Below are 20499 nucleotides of genomic sequence, written 5' to 3' on the forward strand. Positions count from 1 at the left end.
ATCTTCATATCAAATCATACGACTTCATTTTTTTGCGCAGCGTGTTGCGGTTCAACCCCAGCAACTCCGCGGCCCGGGTCTGATTCCCCTCGGTGTAGGTGAGCACCACCTCGATCAGGGGCTTTTCGACACACGCGAGCACCATGTCGTAGATGGCGGCCGGCGTCTCCCCGTCCAGATCGCGGAAATACTGCTCCATGGCCAGGCGCACCGACTGCGCAATATGTTCGTTGTTATACATGGTGTCGTGTTCAATAGGTGTCGATCGGGCCGGCCGGTCAGCGTGCCTTACGCTGCCGGCGCCTCGCTCTCGTAGACCAGGCGGTCCGAAGCGGTGCCCAGCCGGTCGAAATAGTCGGCCACCGCAGCGCGCTGGCCTTCGGTGGTCTCCAGCCGGTACATCTCCTGCCGGAACGCGTTGGAGCCGGCAAGCCCCCGGGTGTACCAGGCGATGTGCTTACGGGCGATGCGGCAACCCGAGTACTCGCCATAGAACATATAAAGATCATCCAGGTGCGCCAGGAGGATGTCGCGGATCTCCACTACCTCCGGCGACGGCAGATGCTCACCCGTATCGAGGTAATGCTGAATCTCGCGAAAGATCCAAGGCCGCCCCTGGGCGGCGCGACCGATCATCACCGCATCAGCCCCGGTCTCACGCAGCACCCGCTGCGCCTTCTGGGGGCTGTCGATGTCGCCGTTGGCGATCACCGGGATCGACACGCTGGCCTTCACGGCACGGATAGTGTCGTACTCGGCCTCGCCGTTATACATATCTTCGCGGGTCCTGCCGTGCAGAGCGAGCGCGGCAATACCGGTTTCTTCGGCCAACCTTGCCACGCGCAGCGCGTTGCGGTGTTCGCGGCTCCAGCCGGTGCGGGTCTTTAGCGTGACCGGCACATCCACCGCCTTCACCACCGCTTCGAGAATGCGCGCCACCAGACTCTCGTCGCGCAACAGCGCGCTGCCGGCCGCCACGTTGCACACCTTTTTGGCTGGGCAGCCCATGTTGATGTCAATGATCTGCGCACCGTGCTCGACGTTGAGCCGGGCCGCCTCGGCCATCTGGGCGGGGTCGGACCCGGCAATCTGCACCGAGACCGGCTCCACCTCACCTTCGTGGTTGGCGCGACGCAGCGTCTTGGGCGTGGTCCACAGTGCCTTGTTGGCGGTGATCATCTCCGATACCGCCATACCCGCGCCCAGCTTCTTGCACAGCATGCGGAACGGCCGGTCGGTCACGCCCGCCATGGGCGCCACGATCAGGCGGTTTTTCAGGCTGTACGGACCGATTCGCATGGAATTCAGGGGCTTGGGTGTGGTGCAAGGGGCCGCCATTGTAATCGGTTTTTCATGGCGGGTAAAAAGATTTTGCCCATTTTTTGAGCAGCGTCCAGAGGGCGCGGCGGTGACCCCGCCGCGAAGGAGGAGGTGGGAAGCCGGACGATAAGCCGGGTTCTGTCGTTGAGCAGTCATTCCTCTAGGCCTGCCGTTACCGGCAGGCTCAAGCAGCCTACCCGGGTGCAGCGCGGGCCACGCCTGTGCACCCCTATTTGGCCTTGCTCCGGATGGGGTTTAGCCTGCCGTCCGTGTTGCCACGTCCGCGGTGCGCTCTTACCGAACCGGGTTGCCCCGGCCGCTCCCGGAGGAGTCCACCTTTTCACCCTTGCCTGTGCCGGTTCCCGGTACGCTTGCGCGCCCGGGGGCCATCGGCGGTTCAGCTCTCTGTTCCACTTTCCGTCGCCTTGCGGCGCCCGGCCGTTAGCCGGCATCCTGCCCTGCGGAGCCCGGACTTTCCTCCCCGCCCTGAAGGGCGCGGCGACTGCCTGTCCGGCTTCCCGCTGCGATTGTACCCGATTACGCGCCCGCTGCCGGAAGAATCCGGACGCGGCGACCGGGCTCTGGAATATACTGATGGCCTTGTCTTGCGGAAGTTGTCATGGAGCTCAACCAGGATCGCCTGTTCCGACTGCAGTTTGCCGGCACGCTGGCCATCGTGGTGCTTCTTGCCGTAACGCTGGCCAGTTACTTCATGTGGCAACACCGGGCCGACTTCCGCGATCAAGAGGCCCGGCTGGCAGCCGAACACGCCGCCGAGGCCCGACAGCACCTGCAGGCCTTTGGTGATCACGGCGCGCTGACAGTGGCGGGCATTGCCGCCCGCACCCGTCCGATGCTGGCCGCACAGCTGCGTCAGGAAGGCGATCAGGCCTACAGCCTGGCGCAATCCCTCTGGACCCGCGAGGCGGGCCGCAGACCGCCCAAAGAGGTGGCCGCGCTGATCGCCAGCACGCTGCGCCAGTTCCGCCGTGCCGACAGCACCCGTGTTTACTTTATCCTTGATGAGCAGGGCCGCAGCATCCTCACCCCCTCCACCCCTCAGCTGGAGGGCAGCGCGCTGCTGACCCACCCCGATCCACGCGTGCCGCTGGTCGTCCGTAATTTCCTCGCATCGACCCGCGCCCACCCCGGTGGGGGCGTGGTGGAGTACCGCTGGTTCATGCCTGCACAGCAGATGATGTGGCCCAAAATGGCCTATGTGCGGCATTTCGCACCGCTGGGCTGGGTGCTGGGCAGCAGCGAATTCCTGCACGATGCAGAAGCCGAGGTGCAGGCCCAGGCCACCGACATCCTGCGCCGCATGCGCTATCCCAACAGCGACCTGTTCCTGATCGACAACCAGGGCGTGGTACGGCTCTATCCGCCCCATCCGGAATACGAAGGTCGCCATTACATCGCCCTGCCCTCGGCCGTGCGGCACGACATCGTCAACTTCATCGCCCAGGGCAGCAACGGGCGCTTCTTCATCCAGGCGGCCAGTGCAGACAGCCCCACGATGATGGCGTACGTGCGGCATGTGGCGCCCTGGGGATGGACAGTGGTGGCACGCACGCCCTACGCCGCCAACGACATCGATGCGGCCGCCCACCGTGCGCTGCAGGCTCACACCAAGTCGCGCGTGCTGGCAACGGTGGTGCTCACCCTGCTTGCCCTGCTGTCGGCCGGGCTCTTCAGCTGGCTGCTGAGTCGGCGCGTGAGCACACTGATCGGCCGCTACCGTCACCGGCTGGACCGCAGCCACGCCATCCTGCACCAGCAGGCCGACGCCTTGATGCTGACCCGCTTCCTGATGGACAAGGCAGGCGAGGCCATCTGCCTGAGCGCGCCGGACGATACCCTGGCCTATCAGAACGAAGCCTCGCGCCGGCTGCTGGATACGCTGGGGCTGACGATGCCGGCCTACATGGCCCTGCTCTTCGGCACCCATCCCGATGGCGAGCACACCGTCGCGGTACTGGCGTGCGATGGCCGCACCCGCCATCTGGAAGTTACGCTGACCGGGCTGGAGTACGAGCACACCGCCTACCGCTGTGCCACGGTGCGCGACATCACCGAGCGCGTGCTGGCCGACCGGCAGAACCGACTGGCGGCACGGGTGTTCGAGGCCAGCAACGAAGCGATTCTGATCACCGACGCGTCCAACCGCATCCTGGCCGTCAACCGGGCCTTCTGCGACACCACCGGCTACACCGAAGAGGAGGTGCTGGGACAGACGCCCGCCTTGCTCGCCTCCGGCCGCCACGACGCAGCCTTTTACCGCAAGATGTGGGCCGCCCTGGGCGAGCGCGGCCAGTGGTCGGGCGAGATCTGGAACCAGCGCAAGGATGGTGACATCTTTCCCGAATGGCTCAACATCAGCGTGCTGAGCGACGAGGGCGGCCGGCCGATGCATTACATCGCGCTCTTCACCGATATTTCGGAGCGCAAGGCGCGGGAAGCGCAGCTGCAGCACATGGCCGAGTACGACATCCTCACCGACCTGCCCAACCGCGCCCTGATCGGCGACCGCCTGCAGCAGGCGATCCATGCGGCCGAGCACGCTGGCCAGCGGGTGGCGGTACTGTTCGTGGACCTGGACCATTTCAAGAACATCAACGACACCCTCGGCCACGCCTGTGGCGACATGTTGCTGCAGCAAGTAGGGCGGCGGCTTTCGGGTTCGGTACGGGCGATGGACACGGTTGGCCGAACCGGGGGCGACGAGTTCGTAGTGGTACTGCCGATGCTGAGCCAGGCCGAGGAGGCGGGGCAGGTGGCCGAGCGCATGCTGGAGGTGCTGCAAGCCCCCTTCACGCTGGGCACGCACACGCTGGTGATCACCCCCAGCATCGGCATCAGCCTGTACCCGGACGATGGCGGCACGATGGAAGCTCTACTGATGAATGCAGACTTGGCGATGTATCACGCCAAGGCCAGCGGCCGGAACACCTACAGTTTCTACGCCCAGCCGATGAACGCCCGCGTGTCCGAACGGCTGCTGCTGGAGAACCGCCTGCGCCAGGCGCTGGACCGCGGCGAGCTGGTGCTGGCCTACCAGCCTCAGTTCGCGCTCGACGGCGTGACGCTGACCGGCTGCGAGGCGCTGTTGCGCTGGACGGACCCGGAATACGGCCCCATCCCACCGGATCGTTTCATTCCGGTAGCGGAGGAGTCCGGGCTGATTGTGCCGATCGGGCGCTGGGTACTGGAAGAGGCCTGTGGCCAGGCCGCGCTGTGGCAGGCTCAGGGGTGCGCCCTGAAGGTGGCGGTGAACGTGGCGGCACGGCAGCTGGCCGGGCCGGAGTTCGCGGCCGACGTGGCACGCGCGCTCTCGCTCAGCGGCCTGCCCGGCTCGCTTCTGGAGATTGAGGTAACCGAAAGCACACTGATGGCCGACCTGCAGCACACGGCCCGGCAGCTGGAACAGATCAAGGCGCTGGGCGTGGGGCTGGCGGTGGACGACTTCGGCACCGGCTACTCCAGCCTCGCCTACCTCAAGCGCTTTGCGCCAGATACGATCAAGATCGACCGTTCGTTCATCACCGACCTGCCGCAGGACAGCGAGAACGCTGCCATCGTCTCGGCGATCATCCAGTTGGCCAACGCCTTGGGCATGCAGACCCTGGCCGAAGGGGTGGAAACCCACGACCAGCGCCGCTTTCTGGCCGATCTGGGCTGCCATGCCCTGCAGGGCTTCCTCACCGGCCGGCCCCAGCCGCCCCACACGCTGGAAGCCCTGCTGGCCACACGGTTGGCCGAAGCGTCCGCCACAACGCCCTGAGGCGCCGCCAGACCGCGCGGCCGTTAGCCGGCCCCGATGGTTTTCAGTCGAAGCGCAGTGTGTAGCGCGACTCCACCGACGAGGCGGTGCCCGCGCGCAGCACCACCGACCAACTCTTGCTCAGCTTGTAGGCGAGTTTCACCGCCTGTTCGGCGCTGGTGATGCCGTATTCGTAGCCCAGATACAGCTCGCGGCTTACCTGCTTGCCCACGGTTACCACCTGTTCGGCCGGGCTGACCGAACCATTGGACAGTGTGCGCTCCCGGCGGGAGGTAAGACCGAAGTCGTCGAAGAGGCCGATGTCGTCATTGACCGACCCCAGCAGGTAGGCACCGGCCGAGGCAGCAATCGCCGCATCGTCGCCCCCGGTCCCCGAGGAGGCCCGGCCCAGCACCAGCCACGACAGTTTGTCACGATCCGACATCGGCTCGTCGGCGATCAGGCGAACCTGGGGCGCCGCCACCGGTCCGGTCACCTCCACTCCGGCGCCCACCGGCGACATCCGCCGGCGGGCGCGCACGTTGACACCCGGGTTGTCCAGCGGCCCGGCAAAGGCCACCACGCCCTGCTCGATGTCCAGATCCTGGCCGTAGGCCTTGTAACGGCCTTGCACCACGCGCACCTCGCCGACAGCGGCCGGCGCCATGCCGGGATTGGAGGTCACGCGCACCACCCCGGTCAGCTCCACATCCAGGCCACGGCCGACGAAGCGGAAGCGGTCCCCCAGATCGAGATCCAGCGCCACCGTCAGCGGCAGCGCGGACAGCGCCGAAGGCTGCTTCTCCTCCCGGCCACGGACGTACACGTCGTCCGATAGCTCAGGCTTGCCCGACTTGGGCAGATCCACGCGCCCCCGGTCGGCGCGCAGGCGTCCAGTGAGTGCGATGCGATCGGCGCCCAGCGTGATCTCGCTGGTGCCGGATACCACCAGACGGCGGTCGGGCCGGTCGAACACCTGGAAGCGAGTGAGCGTAACTTGGGCACGGGCATCCGGTTGGCTGCGGTTCAGGCTGAGCACGCCCGACCCCACTGCCTCGCCCTGACCGCTGGGAAAGCGCAGCCGGTCCACAACCAGCCGCTGGCCATCGAGCCGGGCAGCCAGTTCGCCATGATTAAGCGTAAGGCCGGTGCGACGGTCACTGAAGAGCAGGTCGCGCCCTTCGATTCGCCCCTGCCCGGCAGGCGCATCCAGTGTGCCGTTGAAGTTGATCGCTGCCGACAGACGGCCGCCGATCTCCAGCGCCGGCCCGCCGAAAGGCTCGAATACCTCCAGGCTGGGCAGTTCGGCGCGCAGTTCGGCGCGGATGGGGGTGTCACCGTTCGGCACGCCGTTAGGGGCCGCATAGCTGCCGCGGCCGCTGAGATCGCCATACTGACTGAGCACACGCGCCACGAACTGGGTGGCCCGACCATCGAACTCGGCGCTGATCTGGGCCTCGCGCAGGCCCAGCGGCTGACGCCGGCGGTTGTTGATCGGCAGCATTACATCACCGCTGACCCGGTTGACAGCGATGCGGCCGACCGGCTGGCCATTGCGCAGCGTGAGCTGCCAGGTGCTGTCCAGCACCAGCGTCTGTTCCACCGGCAACTTGAAGAGCGGGTCCAGATCCGCCACGCGCAGCCCGCTGGCTCGGCCGGCTGTCTGCAGGTTGCCTTGCGGATCGCGCAGGAAACGGTCCAGCACGATGGTGCCCGACAGGGCCCTCAGCCGGGTGGCACCGACGTCGATGCGCCCGTCTCCCACGTCCAGCGAGACCGGTGCGAGCAGCTCCACGCCGGGGCGGCCATCCAGGCTCAGCCGGCTGACCGTGCCCTTCCAGGCGGTGGTATTGGCCGGCATCCCGCCACTGGCGCGCAGGCTGACGCCATAGCCCAGGTCGCGGTAGCGCAGGCGACCATCGAGGGCAATCTGGTGCTGCGCACGAACCCCGTTGGCCGAAAGCGTGAGGTTGCTGACCGCCAGCGGACCAGCGTTGACGGCCTCCGCACCCATCTGGAGTTTGAAGGGGCTTCCAGCCTCACCGGTGATTTGTGCCTGCAGCGTCAGCATGCGGGCGCGGATGTCGCCAGGCAGGCGCAGCGCATCGGCACGCGCGTTGGCCCGCACCAGTGGCAGGCCATCGGTGGTGACGATGTCGGCGTTGCCGACCACACGGCCGGCGAAATCCGGCCCCAGCAGGGCGAGCGAAGGTGCATCCACCGCCACCTGCAGCCGGTCCCCTTTCTGCCCGTAGGCGCCCTTGGCGCGCACGCTGTTGCGGGCTAGCAGCAGATCGGCATCGATGTTCTTCAGCCGGCTACCCACCAGCGCCAGCGATGCCTTGCCGGTCACCGGTTCGCCGGAGAGACGACTGGGGTCGAAAGCCAAGGACAGGTTGGCCGAAACCCCGTGATGCTTGCCATCCTGTACCTGGGAGCCGCTCCCCAGCTGGCCATCGGCGCGCAGGCGGGCGTTGAGGTCGCCCTGCGGCCAGGCCTTGTTAAGGCGCGATGGATTGAAGCGGCTGAGCGTGCCCGTCAGGGCAAAGGGTTTTTCGCCTTCCAGCGCCAGCTCGCCCTTGGCTGCCAGCCGGCCATCTCCGGCAGCAAGCACCAGTTCGTCCAGGCGGACCCGCTCCGGACCGCTGGCCACGTACGCCAGTCGAGCCCGCGCCGACAGGTCGCGTGCGTCGATCCGCGCCTGCAGGATGGGCGCATCCAGCGAGCCCAGCAGGCGGAGCTTACCGGCCACGGTCCGGTCCGGTGCCGCGCCATGCAGCGCCCGCAGCCGCAGTCCGCCCACCTCGCCGAACAGGTTGAGGTTGCGCGGCTGCAGACGACCGAAAAAGGCCAGTTGGCCTTCGGTGAAGCGCGCTTCGCTCAGCCCCAGATCGAAGGTGTCCCCACGGGTGGTGAAGCTGCTGGCGAAGAAGCTCAGCGGCAGGCGCCCCTGGTCCACCGGGCCGGCCTCGGCATTCACCAGCGTCAGGCCGCCGCGCAGCCGGTCGTTGCCGGCCGGTTCGGCGTACAGCGCGAGGTTGAGCCGCCCACCGGGCAGAGCCGGCAACAGGGCATGTGGATTGACGCCACCCAGCCGCAGGTCCACGCGGCGGATGCGCTGGTAGAACGAGGGAGCGAACGGCTCGAATTTGCCATCCAGCAGGGCGACAATTCCCTGACCTTCCATCTCTGCATGCGCCAGCAGGTTGACCAGTGAGCCTTCCACGCCCAACCGGGTCCTTACCGGAATACGTTCCACCTCACCCTCGCCGGTGAGCTGGCCCGACAGCAGGAAGGGACGCTGGCTGCCCAGTGCCAGCGTCGCCTTCGCCCGGCCCCACGGCAGTTCGGCCCGCTCCACGATCAGGCGGTGGTGTGTGCCGTCGTAGCGGTACATACCCCGCAGATTACGGGGCACAACGCCACCACCAACCCCCTCGATGCTGGCCACCTCCAAGCGGCGAATCTGAACCGGCATCGGCAGCGACAGCTGGGCAGGCGGGGTCGGTCCACTAGCAGGCGGTGGCGTCTTGGAGGGCCGGGAAATCAGCTTCACATGGCCCAGCTTGAGGCGGTCAATGTAGAACTCGCCTTCCTGCCACAGCCGGCGCGGCTGCCACTTCATCTCCAGCCGGTCCATCTCCACATCGAAGCTTTCGGTGCGGTAGGCAAAGCCGTGCAGCACGAAGCCATCCCAGATGGAGCCCTCCACCCGCTCGGTGGACAGTTTCTGATGGGTGGTGACGCCGATGGTGCGCCACAGCCAGGCAAAGCCCACGGCATCGCCGATCACCCACGCCGCACCCATCATCGGGGCCACCACAGCCAGCACAAAGATGATGCTGAAGATGGCCAGCCAGTGGCGACGGTGCAGCCCCTTGCCGCCACGTCCGCGGCGGTGCCTGGGGGGCGGGCCTGCGGGCGGGGTGGGTTCGGGCGCGTCGGGTGGCAGTACGGAGGGTTCAGTCATCACAACTCGTCAGAAGGCAAGGCCAAGGCCGATGTTCCAGCGCAGCTTGCCATCCTTCGACCCGCGGGCGATGTCAAAGGCAAACGGCGCCACCGGGCTCATCCAGCGGGCACCAATACCCACCCCGGTGTTGAGGTCGAAGGTTTTCCAGCTGTAGGCGGCGTCGCCCACGTCGGTGAAGAGAGCCACGGCCCAGTCCCGCGCCACCGGGATCTGGTATTCGACGCTGGCGACCGCCAGCACCCGCCCGCCCAGCACTGCGCCCTCCGGACCGGGCACCCCCAGGCTCTGGTATTCGTGTCCACGGATGCTGCTGGCCCCACCGGTACGGAACAGGCGGGACTCGGGCACGGCATCGGTATCGCGCGCCCACACCTGGCCCAGCTCCAGCCTGCCCACGAAAGTGCCGTATTTCGGATACGGCGACCAATAGATCGCGCCCTTGCCGTAGCCGCGCACGAAGGTGGTGTTGGACAGGGCGCCGCCCAGCGTACCCGAGAGCTGGGCATCGATCAGGTAGCCGTTGCGGGGGCGCATATGGTCGTCGATCTCGCGCCGTGTCCAGCCCACACCAGGGATCAGCGCTTTGGTGTCGGTGGAGGGCTGGTTGACGATGGTCTCGCGTTCCATCACGTAGTCCACCCCGAAGCGGGCCTCGATGCTGTCGCGCTTACGGATGCGCCACAGGCCCGCCTCCAGCGTCTCGGTGCGCACGTTCTGCACCTCGCTGTTCTTATAGGTGGTGTTGATGATGTGCGAATAGCCGTTGCGGTTACGCGGAATGCCAAGGCCCAGCGACAAGGTCTGTTCGTCACGGTTCCAGTCGATCAGCGCGGAGCCGATGTAACCGCGGCGGAACACGTTGTAGTGGTCGTATGCCAGCCGCGTGCCGAAGCCTTCCTCCGAGCCATAGTTGAGGCCAAGCTCCAGCTTCTGCTTGGGAAACTCCGTCACCTTGACGTCCACCGGCACGCGCATCGCCTCGTCCAGCCGTGCCATGTCGGTGTTAACCACCGCACTGGAGAAATGCTGCGTCTGCTCCAGCGCCGACTGGTAGTCCAGCACCTTCTGCAGGGTGTAGGGGTCGCCAGGGCGGAAGTCCGCCTGGCCTTCGACAATCTTGCGCGGATAGCGCTGCGTGCCCTCCACCTGGATGGAGCCGAACGATACCAGCGGTCCGCTGTCCGCCACCAGCGTGATTTCGGCCGCATTGCGCGCCGGGTCCACGTCCACGCGGCTCTCGCTGATCTTGGCAAGTGGATAGCGGTCCACCGTCAGCAGGCGCCGCACGGCGCGCTTGCCGCTGTCCCACTCGTCCTGACGGAAGGGCGCGCCCAGCGGTAACGGCCAGGCTTCGAGCACGGCCGCAAGCCGGGCCTGATAGTCGCCGTCGTCGCGAATGGGACCGTCCAGGCGCACCGTCACGTCCTGCACCAGCGTGGACGGGCCCGGCTGCACGTGGATCACCAGTTGGGGCACGGGATCGTTGCTGATCCGTTCCACCCTCACCTGCGCATTGAAATAGCCCTGCGTCTCCAGAAGGGCGCGTGCCTCGTCGGGCGTTTCCTCGATCAGCGCGTCCAGCAGCTCCGGCCCCATGTCCGGGTCGTCACGCTGGTTGATGATATCCAGATGCGCGCCCAGGAGTCCGGCGATCTCGCCCGAGGCATCGATCTGCACGGTGTAGTCGAAATCGGCCGCGCAGGCTGCCCCCATGGACAGCAGCGACAGCGATACGGCCAGAAGGATGCGGTGGGACATGGAGGCGCACACAGGGAAAGACGCGCTCATGGTAATGAATCCGGACAGGGCTGGCCACGGGGCGCAGCGGCTACTGGGGGAGGCTTCGGCCAACCCGGGCCGCCGGCGCACCGGGCCGTGGCTTATTCTGTAGGCTTGAGGTCGATGCCTTCGATGTTCTGCACGATGCGCTCGCCGCCGCACTTGACGATGGCGGCCGACTGGCCGTTCACCAGCACGTTGACGCCCGCTTCCACCGGGTGGTCCTCCGCATTGCGGTCCGCGCCCCAAAACACGCTGTACACGGTGTGGCCATTGGGAATGTCCACGCTGTAGGAAATGTAGCGCCCGATGCCAGGCCATTGGCTGGTGGAAGCCGCACTGCGGGGCACCGACAGCATCATTTCCGGCCGGCCAGGCCGCCCGAAGCGGTAGCTGAGCGTGGCGCCCGCGTCGCACACCTCGACCTCTTTGCCCTGCGCCGTGGTGCAGGCGAACACGGTCCGGGCCTTGCCACAAGCCGCCCCGGCCTCGACGGCGGGCGCCAGCAGCAGCGCCGCGATGATCCATTGTTTCATTTTTCTCTCCCCCGTCCGTCGGAATGCGGACGTACCGCCAGCATGGCGAAGCCGGCGGGCAGCCGCAAGCAGCTTTTGCAAGGGCGTCAGCGCAGCAGTGTACGGTCGATCCAGGCATCCCAGTTGGTGTGACCATCGTCGAACCCGGTGGCGCGCAACAGTGCCAGACTGACCAGAATACGGAAGTGACGAAGTAGTCCTGCAGCCGGTAGAGGCAGGGCGTGCCGCCAGGATCCTTCTTCACGAACTCCAGCTTGCCGCTGTGGAACAGCGTGTTGCGAAAGTTGGCATAGGTCTGTAGCGAGCGGGCGGGTGCCTCAGGGTTGTCCTCGTACACCTGAAAACCCATCCGTTGCAGCAGATGGGCCATGGGTACCGCCACCTTGCGTGTCTCGTCGTCGCGCAGCGTACGGCGCACGTACGTCTCCAGCCCCGAGAACAGCAGGAAAAACGAGACTTCCAGATAGGGCCTGCGCTGACGGTAGGCCTCCGCCACCTTGAAGAACAGCGGACGGTATCCGCTCTCCTCGCAGAAGGCTTCGTCAGCAAGACGTTCGAGGGCGGCCTCGATGAAGGCCGGACGCGAGCGCGGCAGCCAGCTGTCCGGTGCGAGGATGGCTCCGCCCCCACTGTAGCGGCGGGACACCAGAATGGTAGCCGGCAGGCTGTGAAACGGGCCCTGGGCACCGGGCGGTTGCGGACGGGAGAGAATCACGTCCATGTGCTCGATGAAGGACAGGATAGCCTCCAGCCGGGCCAGCTGTTCACTGTCGGCGTGCGCCCCCACCAGCACGCCGGTGAGCTGGTAGCGCTCCGGATCGCGTGCCCATGCATGTGCCTCCGCAGCCACCGGGCTGCGCGGTATGAAGCGCCAGCCGGCCACGCAGAATTCGCGCGTGAACTCGTAACCGTAGATCCCACATACGAATGCCATGGCAGCTTTACCCTATCCAGTGCGGCAAGGATGGCTCCTTGCCGACGGCGGCAGCCCCCGGACCACCACCCTCTTCCTTTACCTCGACGACGGGCCAGAGCGGTATGGCGCATGCGCGCAGAAGGCGTGGAACAGCACGCGCTCTGCGCACCTTGGCTACCGAATGCGGTGCCCACGTATTGTCGGCCGCCGGCAATGCCAGCCACTACACGGGCACCCGAGCGGCACACTGTCGGCTTTCCCCAAGGGATTCCATCCGTGCCTTGCATTCCGGAGGCCCCCTGTAAAAGTGCCTCACCCTTTACGTGAGTCCGGCATGGTTCTCCACAGGGGACCCCCTTCCCCGACGTGGCCCCTTCTGCAGCGTGTCCAGATGCAGTTCGTCTGCCACGGCCGCTCCGGGCTCAGTGGCTGTGACACACCCTGTAGGCCCACGCCCCCCCGGGACGGCAGGGGGTTTCGTGTGGCCGGAGGGGGGCAGCGGCCTCAGGTCCGGCGCTGGGTCCGGTGGGTTTCTCTACCTTGAACAGGCTTGTCATGGCAGTGTCCGGGCACCGTTCGCCCCTGCGCCAGGCTGGCCCTGCGTAATGCAGGCCTACCTTTGGCTTTGCCTCAGACCCGCTCCTTTTCCTGTAACGCATGGCACTCGAAATGGAGCAGGCCATGCCAGCGGCCAGCCAGCTCAAAACTTCGCCGCGAATGGCCGAACTGCACGAAGCCGTTGCGTCTGAGCACGGCGCACGAGGCGGTGTTGGAAATAGCAGCGGTAGCTTCCACACGGCGCAGCCCGAGGCACCCGAAGGCCTGTTGCAGCACAAGACGGACAGCCTCGGTGGCATGGCCACGACCGTTGGCGGCGTGGGCAATGCGGTAGCCGAGCTCGGCCGAATGAAAGTGCGTGCGGCGCACGCGCGTGAGGTTGACCCGGCCCACCAGCACGCCTGTAGCGTCACGCAGCAGGAATTGGTAGGCCTGGTCTTCTGCCGCTTCCCGTACCGCCTGGGCGATGGCCGCCTGAATGCCCCCTTCAGCATAGTAGGCTGGCGGCCGGGCATTGACGTGGGCCTCGAAGAAAGCACGATTGGCGTGCTCGAAACGACTCAGGTCGTCGAGATCGTCGGGTGTGAGGGCAAGAAGCGACAGTCCGGGCATTGCAGGGCTCACAAGGGTGGGGCCGGCGGGTGGGCACAGCGCTCTTTGTAGCCCGGCCCGGCCATTCTGGAAAGGTGGCGCGACCGTGGCTGCCCGCCCTGACGGCACGGGCACTGCTCCGAAATGCAGATTCAGCACCGATGCCAGACGCAAAAAAGGCAAGCCCGATGGGCTTGCCTGTGCTGTGCTGCGGTTCGGCCAACCCTGCCGGCTGCAGGGGAGCGGTTTACTTTCTGCGCTGCGGCGGCAGGTCGGTGCAGCTGCCGTGAGCCACTTCCGCCGCCATGCCGATGCTCTCGCCCAGCGTCGGGTGGGGGTGGATGGTCTTGCCGATGTCGGTGGCGTCGCAGCCCATCTCGATCGCCAGGCACACCTCACCGATCATGTCGCCGGCGTGGGTGCCGACGATCCCGCCACCGATGATGCGGTGCGTGTCCGCGTCAAAGATCAGTTTGGTGAAACCTTCGTCCCGGCCATTGGCGATAGCGCGGCCGGAAGCCGCCCAGGGGAACACGCCTTTCTCGATGCGCAGTCCTTCGCGCTTGGCCTGCTCCTCGGTCACCCCTACCCAGGCCACTTCCGGGTCGGTGTAGGCCACGCCCGGGATCACGCGGGCGTCAAAGAAGGCTTTCTCGCCGGCGCAGTTTTCGGCCGCCACATGGCCTTCGTGCACCGCCTTGTGCGCCAGCATCGGCTGTCCGACGATGTCGCCGATGGCGTAGATGTGCGGCACGTTGGTGCGCTGCTGCTTGTCCACTTCGATGAAGCCGCGGTCGGTCACGGCGATACCAGCGTTTTCGGCGCCGATCAGCTTGCCGTTCGGCGCGCGGCCGGCTGCCACCAGCACCAGATCGTAACGCTGCGGCTCTTTCGGGGCCTTGGCACCTTCAAAGGTCACGTAGATGCCGTCTTCCTTGGCTTCTACCGCTACGGTTTTGGTGCCGGTCATGATGTTGTCGAAGCGATGGGCGTTCATCTTCTCCCACACCCGCACCAGATCGCGGTCGGCGCCCTGCATCAGGCCGTCCAGCATTTCCACCACATCCAGGCGCGCGCCCAGCGTGGAGTACACCGTACCCATCTCCAGGCCGATGATGCCACCACCAATGATGAGCATCCGCTTCGGGATGCTGCGCAGTTCCAGCGCTCCGGTGGAGTCGACGATGCGTGGATCCTGCGGGATAAAGGGCAGGTTCACCACGCGGCTGCCGGCGGCGATGATGGCGTTCCTGAAGCCGATCACCTGCCGGGCACCGGTCTTGTCCTGTCCTTTGCCTTCGGTGGCGTCCACCTGCAGGTGGTGCGGGTCCAGGAACTGGCCCACACCGCGCACGACCTGCACTTTGCGGGCTTTGGCCATGCCAGCCAGACCGCCGGTCAGCTTGGCGATCACCTGCTCCTTGTAGGCGCGCAGCTGGTCGATGTCGATGTCGGGTTCGCCAAAGCGGATGCCGTTGGCCGCCAGATGCTTCACCTCGTCGATCACCGCGGCGTTGTGCAGCAGCGCCTTGGATGGAATGCAGCCCACGTTCAGGCACACACCGCCCAGGGTGGCATAGCGCTCGACCAGCACCACCTTCAGACCGAGGTCGGCGGCACGGAAGGCGGCCGAGTAGCCCCCGGGGCCGCCCCCCAGCACCATCACGTCGCACTCGATGTCGGCGCCACCGCTATGGCTGGCCGCTGCCGGCGCCACCACCGGGGCCGTCGGTGCGGCCTCTGCGGCAGGGGCGGGCGCTGAGGCCGGGTTGGCCGAAGCACCGCTGCCGGCCTCCAGCACCACCATCACGTCGCCTTCGGACACCTTAGCGCCGACGGTGATCCTTACTTCCTTCACCACCCCGGCCGCTTCGGCCGGCACTTCCATCGTGGCCTTGTCGGTTTCCAGCGTGATCAGGCTGTCGTCCTTGGCGATGGTATCGCCCGGCTTCACGAATACTTCGATGACGTCCACATTGCTGTGCCCGCCGATATCCGGCACTTTCAGTTCGATCAGTTGGCTCATGCGAGTTTTCCTTGAGCTTGAGTCTTGAATGGCCACGCCAGGCGCGGCAGGTGGCGCGCGGGCTGGCCGGGCATGGGGGCAGGGGTGGCGCCTTCGCGCTTCGCCCCCTGCGACAGATAGAAGGCCCCGGCGGTCGGGTCGGCGTCCAGCACCAGACGATGGCCACCCCGCTGCAAGGCTTCGTCACGGGCCCGCGCCAGCCGCTTGCGGCCCAGCCCCTGCCGCTGCACGCCCGGGAGGACGAAGAGGAAATCCACCACCCATTCTCCCGTTACACCGCCTTCTGCCAGACAGACGAACCCGCAGCAGACGCCCCGGGCATCCACCGCCTTCCAGCCCAGGCCCGCCGCCAGTGCAGCGCGCGGCACTGCCAGCGCCTCCACCCAGCAGGCCATCCATGCGTCCGGATAGCCCACGGATTGCTTGGCCACCCGGGCGATGGCGCTCAGCAGGGGCGCATCTTCCGGCAAGGCACGCACCAACGGACAGGTCATGGCAGGTGGTTTACAGCATCAGCCGGCGGATGTCGCCCAGCACCTGTGCCAGATAACTGGTAAAGCGGGCTGCAGCGGCCCCGTCGATCACGCGGTGGTCGTACGACAGCGACAGCGGCAGCATCAGGCGCGGTGCGAACTCCTTGCCGTTCCACACCGGTTTGATGGCACTCTTGGATACGCCGAGGATAGCCACTTCCGGGGCATTGATGATGGGTGTGAAGGCGGTGCCGCCGATACCACCGAGGCTGGAGATCGAGAAGCAGCCACCCTGCATGTCGGTGGGCAGTAGCTTGCCGTCACGCGCCTTCTTGGCCAGCACGGCGGTTTCCTGCGCAATCTCGGTCAGGCTCTTCTTGTCGGCATCGCGTACCACCGGCACCACCAGCCCGTTGGGCGTGTCGGCGGCAAAACCGATGTGGAAGTACTGCTTGAGCACCAGGTTCTCGCCGTCCAGGCTGGCGTTGAACTCCGGGAAGCGGCGCAGCGCAGCCACTGCTGCCTTGATAAGGAAGGCCAGCGGGGTGAGCTTCACACCATCCGCCTTGAGCTCCTCGCCCATGCTCTTGCGGAAGGCTTCCATTTCGGTGATGTCAGCTTCGTCGAACTGTGTGACGTGCGGGATCATCACCCAGTTGCGCGACAGGTTGGCGCCGGAGAGCTTCTTGATGCGTGAGAGCGGCTGGGTCTCCACCGGGCCGAACTTGGCGAAGTCCACCTTGGGCCAAGGCAGCAGGTCCAGCCCGCTACCGTTGGTGGCGGCTGCGGAAGCCGGTGCCAGCGCCGCCGGGTTCTGCAGGGCGCCCTTGACGAAGGCCTTGACGTCGGCATCCAGAATGCGTCCCTTGCGGCCGCTTCCGCTCACGCGAGCCAGGTCCACGCCCAGCTCACGCGCGAGGCGGCGGACCGAAGGGCCGGCATGGGCCTTGGCAAAGGCGGCTTCGTCCACCGGCGCCGGCACCTTGGCCGAAGCCGCCAGCACGGTGGCCGGTGCAGGTGCGGCCGGAGCCGGCCGCGCCACCTCGGCGGACGGTGCCGCTGGTGCGGGCGTGGCGGCGGCCGGCTGCGCAGGCGAAGCCTTGCCCGCGCCAGCCTCGGCCTCGACGACCACGATCAGGTCGCCCTGGCTGACCTTGTCACCCACCTTGACCTGCACCTCGAGCACGCGCCCGGCAGCCGTGGCCGGCACGTCCATCGTGGCTTTGTCGGTTTCCAGCGTGATCAGGGTGTCGTCCAGTGCGATCACGTCGCCAGCCTTCACCGCCACCTCGATCACGTCCACGCCGCTGTGGCCGCCGATGTCGGGCACACGCACCTCGGTGCGGTCTCCTGTGGGGGCACGCTGCGCCGGGGTCTGCGGGGCAGTTTCGGCCAACGGTGCGGAGGCCGGCTGGGCTGCCGGTTCCGCCGGGGCCGAGGCTGCCACGGCACCGGCTTCCACCCGTGCCAGCACGGTGCCTTCGGACACCTTGTCACCCACCTTCACCAGCACCTCACGCACCACGCCAGCCGTCTCGGACGGCACTTCCATCGTGGCCTTGTCGGTTTCCAGCGTGATCAGGCTGTCGTCAGGTGCCAGGGTCTGGCCCGGCTGGATGAAGACTTCGATCACGTCCACGTTTGCATGCCCGCCGATGTCGGGCACTTTCAGTTCAATCAGATTGCTCATGCTTCGCATCCCTGACGGACGGCCGGGGCCGTCCGTTCGATCCTGTTGGCGAGGGCTTCGGCCAGGCCCTGCGCGGGCTCTGGCCGACCGGCGCTTACACTTTCCAGCTGGGCAGCTTGTCCGCGCTGATGCCGTAGCGGGCGATGGCCTCGGCCACGCGCGCCGCATCGATACGGCCTTCACGTGCCAGGGCCGACAGTGCGGCCACGGCCACGTGGTAGCGGTCCACCTCGAAGAACCCACGCAGCTTGGCACGGCTGTCCGAACGGCCGAAGCCGTCGGTACCCAGCACCACATAGCGGCCCGGCACCCATTCGCGGATCTGGTCTGCATAGCCACGCACATAGTCGGTGGCGGCCACGAACGGCCCGGTGCGGCCGGCCAGTGCGGCCTCCACATAGGCCTGGCGCGGTGCCTCGGTGGGGTGCAGCAGGTTCCAGCGCGCGGTTTCCATGCCTTCGCGCTTGAGCTGGTTGAACGAGGGCACGCTCCAGATGTCGGCGGCGATGCCGAAGTCGTTGCGCAGCAGGTCCGCCGCGGCAATCACCTCTCGCAGGATGGTGCCCGAGCCCATCAGTTGCACCTTCACCTCAGCCTCGCCCCCATCCTTGAGCAGGTACAGGCCCTTGAGGATGCCTTCCTCGGCCCCCTGCGGCATCGCCGGGTGGGTGTAGTTCTCGTTCATCAGGGTGATGTAGTAGAAGACATCCTCCTGCTCCACGTACATGCGGCGCAAACCGTCCTGCAGGATCACCGCCAGCTCGTAGGCAAAGGTTGGGTCGTAGCTGATGCAGTTGGGGATCAGGCCCGCCTGGATGTGGCTGTGCCCGTCCTCATGCTGCAAACCCTCGCCGTTGAGCGTGGTGCGCCCGGCGGTGCCACCGAGAAGGAAGCCGCGCGCGCGCATGTCGCCCGCCGCCCACGCCAGGTCGCCCACCCGCTGAAAGCCGAACATCGAGTAGTAGATGTAGAACGGAATCATCGGGATGCCGCTGTTGGCATAGCTGGTGGCCGCGGCAATCCAGCTGGACATCGCCCCCGGCTCGTTGATGCCTTCCTGCAGCATCTGGCCGTCCTTCGACTCCTTGTAAAACATCAGCTGGTCGGCGTCCTGCGGCACGTAGTTCTGACCTTGGGTGGACCAGATGCCGTACTGGCGGAACATGCCTTCCATGCCGAAGGTACGCGATTCGTCCGGCACGATCGGCACGATCTGCTTGCCGATGTTCTTGTCCTTGAGCAGCGTGCCCAGCATGCGTACGAAGGCCATGGTGGTGGAGAACTCGCGCTCGCCCGAATCCTTGAGCAGGCTGTCAAACACATGCAGCCCCGGCACCTGCATCGGGGCCTTCACCGGCCGGCGCGCCGGCAGATAGCCACCCAGCGCGGTGCGGCGCTGACGCATGTACTGCATCTCCGGGCTGTCTTCGGCCGGCTTGTAGTACGGTACGTTCGGCAGTTCCTCGTCAGAGATGGGGATGCCGAAGCGGTCGCGGAATTTCTTCAGGCTCTCCAGATCCATTTTCTTGGCCTGGTGGGCGATGTTCTGCGCCTCGCCGGAGGCGCCCATGCCATAACCCTTGATGGTCTTGGCCAGGATGACGGTCGGACGGCCGCGGGCATTGTTCACTGCTTCGTGGTAGGCCGCGTACACCTTGTGCGGATCATGGCCCCCGCGGTTGAGGTTCCAGATCTCCGCATCGGACATGTTGGCCACCATCTCGCGCAGCTCCGGATACTTGCCGAAGAAGTGCTCGCGTACGTAGGCGCCGTCCTTGGACTTGAAGGTCTGGTAGTCGCCGTCGACGCACTCGTCCATGCGCTTTCGCAGCAGGCCCTTGTTGTCCATCGCCAGAAGCGGATCCCAGCGGCTGCCCCAGATCACTTTCAGTACGTTCCAGCCGGAACCGCGGAAGTCGCCTTCCAGCTCCTGGATGATCTTGCCGTTGCCGCGCACCGGGCCGTCCAGGCGCTGCAGGTTGCAGTTGATGACGAAGATCAGGTTGTCCAGGCCCTCGCGCGCGGCCATGGAAATGGCCCCCAGCGACTCCGGTTCGTCCATCTCGCCGTCGCCGCAGAAGCACCACACCTTGCGCCCCGGCGTGCGGGCCAGGCCGCGGCTTTCCAGATACTTGAGGAAGCGGGCCTGATAAATGGCCATCAGGGGGCCAAGGCCCATGGAAACAGTGGGGAACTGCCAGAAGTCATCCATCAGCCACGGGTGCGGATAGGACGAGAGGCCGTTGCCGTCCACCTCCTGCCGGAAGCTGTCCAGTTGCTCCTCAGACAGGCGGCCTTCTAGGAAGGCGCGGGCGTAGATGCCCGGGGCGATGTGCCCCTGGAAGTAAACGAGGTCGCCGTCCTGCTCGTCGTTGGGCGCACGCCAGAAGTGGTTGAAGCCCACGTCGTAGAGCGTGGCGGAAGACTGGAAGGAGGCGATGTGCCCGCCGAGCTCCAGTTCCTTCTTGCCGGCGCGCAGCACCATGGCGATGGCGTTCCAACGGTTGATCGAGCGGATGCGGTGCTCCATCTCGTGGTCGCCCGGTGATTTCTTCTCGCGGCCGACGGGAATGGTGTTCTGGTAGGCAGTGGTGGCATCAAACGGCAGGTGGGCGCCGCGGCGGCGCGTCTGCTCGACCAGCTTTTCCAGAAGGTAATGCGCGCGCTCCGGGCCTTCGGCCTCCAGTACCGATTCGAGCGCTTCCGTCCATTCCTTCGTTTCCAAGGGGTCGATGTCGTCGGGGAAGGTTGCAGCCATCTCACATCCTCACAATCAGGTTGGCCGAAGCGGGGTTGCCCTCCGGCATGTTCAGCGCCGGCTCGCTTTTGAAGCCGGGTATCGAACACGATTATAAATGAACCTTTTTAGTCCGAATA

Annotated in this window: 11 protein-coding genes and 1 other RNA gene; 1 reads left to right on the forward strand and 11 read right to left on the reverse strand. The window is 66.3% G+C overall.

Annotated features, from left to right (window positions below; translation table 11 throughout):
- Positions 1-4: 4 nt before the first annotated feature.
- The 3 genes from EV669_RS08215 to rnpB form a co-directional block, all read right to left on the reverse strand.
- Positions 5-241: a helix-turn-helix domain-containing protein gene (locus EV669_RS08215; protein WP_054286301.1), complete on the reverse strand. Its 237-nt coding sequence runs from the start codon at positions 239-241 to the stop codon at positions 5-7.
- A gap of 47 nt (positions 242-288) precedes the next feature.
- A complete protein-coding gene (dusB, locus tag EV669_RS08220; RefSeq protein WP_054286311.1) occupies positions 289-1299 on the reverse strand; it encodes a tRNA dihydrouridine synthase DusB in 1011 nt (336 codons plus the stop codon).
- A gap of 132 nt (positions 1300-1431) precedes the next feature.
- Positions 1432-1838: RNase P RNA component class A (gene rnpB / locus EV669_RS08225), an RNA gene on the reverse strand.
- A gap of 101 nt (positions 1839-1939) precedes the next feature.
- Between rnpB and EV669_RS08230 the strand changes: the two genes are divergently transcribed.
- Positions 1940-5101, forward strand: coding sequence for a bifunctional diguanylate cyclase/phosphodiesterase (locus EV669_RS08230; protein WP_132098372.1), 3162 nt, complete (start codon positions 1940-1942; stop codon positions 5099-5101).
- Between the two features lie 43 nt (positions 5102-5144).
- On the opposite strand, the gene EV669_RS08235 is transcribed toward EV669_RS08230, so the two are convergent.
- From EV669_RS08235 to aceE, 8 genes are all read right to left on the reverse strand, one after another.
- Complete coding sequence (locus tag EV669_RS08235) at positions 5145-9050, reverse strand: translocation/assembly module TamB domain-containing protein (protein ID WP_132098373.1); 3906 nt, start codon at positions 9048-9050, stop codon at positions 5145-5147.
- 9 nt (positions 9051-9059) lie between these two features.
- Positions 9060-10841 (reverse strand): autotransporter assembly complex protein TamA, encoded by a 1782-nt coding sequence (locus EV669_RS08240; protein WP_132098374.1) that lies wholly within the window; start codon positions 10839-10841, stop codon positions 9060-9062.
- Positions 10842-10933: 92 nt separating this feature from the next.
- The gene (locus EV669_RS08245; protein ID WP_055433373.1) at positions 10934-11368 is read right to left on the reverse strand and encodes a hypothetical protein; all 435 of its coding nucleotides are present in this window, start codon (positions 11366-11368) and stop codon (positions 10934-10936) included.
- 1546 nt (positions 11369-12914) lie between these two features.
- Complete coding sequence (locus tag EV669_RS08250; protein ID WP_132098375.1) at positions 12915-13454, reverse strand: GNAT family N-acetyltransferase; 540 nt, start codon at positions 13452-13454, stop codon at positions 12915-12917.
- A gap of 226 nt (positions 13455-13680) precedes the next feature.
- A complete protein-coding gene (lpdA, locus tag EV669_RS08255) occupies positions 13681-15459 on the reverse strand; it encodes a dihydrolipoyl dehydrogenase (protein WP_132098376.1) in 1779 nt (592 codons plus the stop codon).
- Entirely contained in the window at positions 15456-15953 is a 498-nt protein-coding gene (locus tag EV669_RS08260; protein ID WP_132098377.1) for a GNAT family N-acetyltransferase, read from the reverse strand. The genes lpdA and EV669_RS08260 overlap by 4 nt, the downstream gene beginning before the upstream one ends.
- 10 nt (positions 15954-15963) lie before the next feature.
- Complete coding sequence (gene aceF / locus EV669_RS08265) at positions 15964-17622, reverse strand: dihydrolipoyllysine-residue acetyltransferase (RefSeq protein WP_054286627.1); 1659 nt, start codon at positions 17620-17622, stop codon at positions 15964-15966.
- Between the two features lie 94 nt (positions 17623-17716).
- Positions 17717-20380: a pyruvate dehydrogenase (acetyl-transferring), homodimeric type gene (aceE, locus tag EV669_RS08270; RefSeq protein ID WP_054286628.1), complete on the reverse strand. Its 2664-nt coding sequence runs from the start codon at positions 20378-20380 to the stop codon at positions 17717-17719.
- Positions 20381-20499 lie beyond the last annotated feature (119 nt).

Origin of the sequence: Gulbenkiania mobilis (assembly GCA_004346645.1) — a bacterium.
GTDB lineage: Bacteria > Pseudomonadota > Gammaproteobacteria > Burkholderiales > Chromobacteriaceae > Gulbenkiania > Gulbenkiania mobilis.

What these genes read in the sequence shown, in the direction of transcription:
- EV669_RS08215 (WP_054286301.1), bottom strand. Translation starts at nt 241, where the DNA reads ATGTATAACAACGAACATATTGCGCAGTCGGTGCGCCTGGCCATGGAG.
- dusB (WP_054286311.1), bottom strand. Translation starts at nt 1,299, where the DNA reads ATGCGAATCGGTCCGTACAGCCTGAAAAACCGCCTGATCGTGGCGCCC.
- EV669_RS08230 (WP_132098372.1), top strand. Translation starts at nt 1,940, where the DNA reads ATGGAGCTCAACCAGGATCGCCTGTTCCGACTGCAGTTTGCCGGCACG.
- EV669_RS08235 (WP_132098373.1), bottom strand. Translation starts at nt 9,050, where the DNA reads ATGACTGAACCCTCCGTACTGCCACCCGACGCGCCCGAACCCACCCCG.
- EV669_RS08240 (WP_132098374.1), bottom strand. Translation starts at nt 10,841, where the DNA reads ATGAGCGCGTCTTTCCCTGTGTGCGCCTCCATGTCCCACCGCATCCTT.
- EV669_RS08245 (WP_055433373.1), bottom strand. Translation starts at nt 11,368, where the DNA reads ATGAAACAATGGATCATCGCGGCGCTGCTGCTGGCGCCCGCCGTCGAG.
- EV669_RS08250 (WP_132098375.1), bottom strand. Translation starts at nt 13,454, where the DNA reads ATGCCCGGACTGTCGCTTCTTGCCCTCACACCCGACGATCTCGACGAC.
- lpdA (WP_132098376.1), bottom strand. Translation starts at nt 15,459, where the DNA reads ATGAGCCAACTGATCGAACTGAAAGTGCCGGATATCGGCGGGCACAGC.
- EV669_RS08260 (WP_132098377.1), bottom strand. Translation starts at nt 15,953, where the DNA reads ATGACCTGTCCGTTGGTGCGTGCCTTGCCGGAAGATGCGCCCCTGCTG.
- aceF (WP_054286627.1), bottom strand. Translation starts at nt 17,622, where the DNA reads ATGAGCAATCTGATTGAACTGAAAGTGCCCGACATCGGCGGGCATGCA.
- aceE (WP_054286628.1), bottom strand. Translation starts at nt 20,380, where the DNA reads ATGGCTGCAACCTTCCCCGACGACATCGACCCCTTGGAAACGAAGGAA.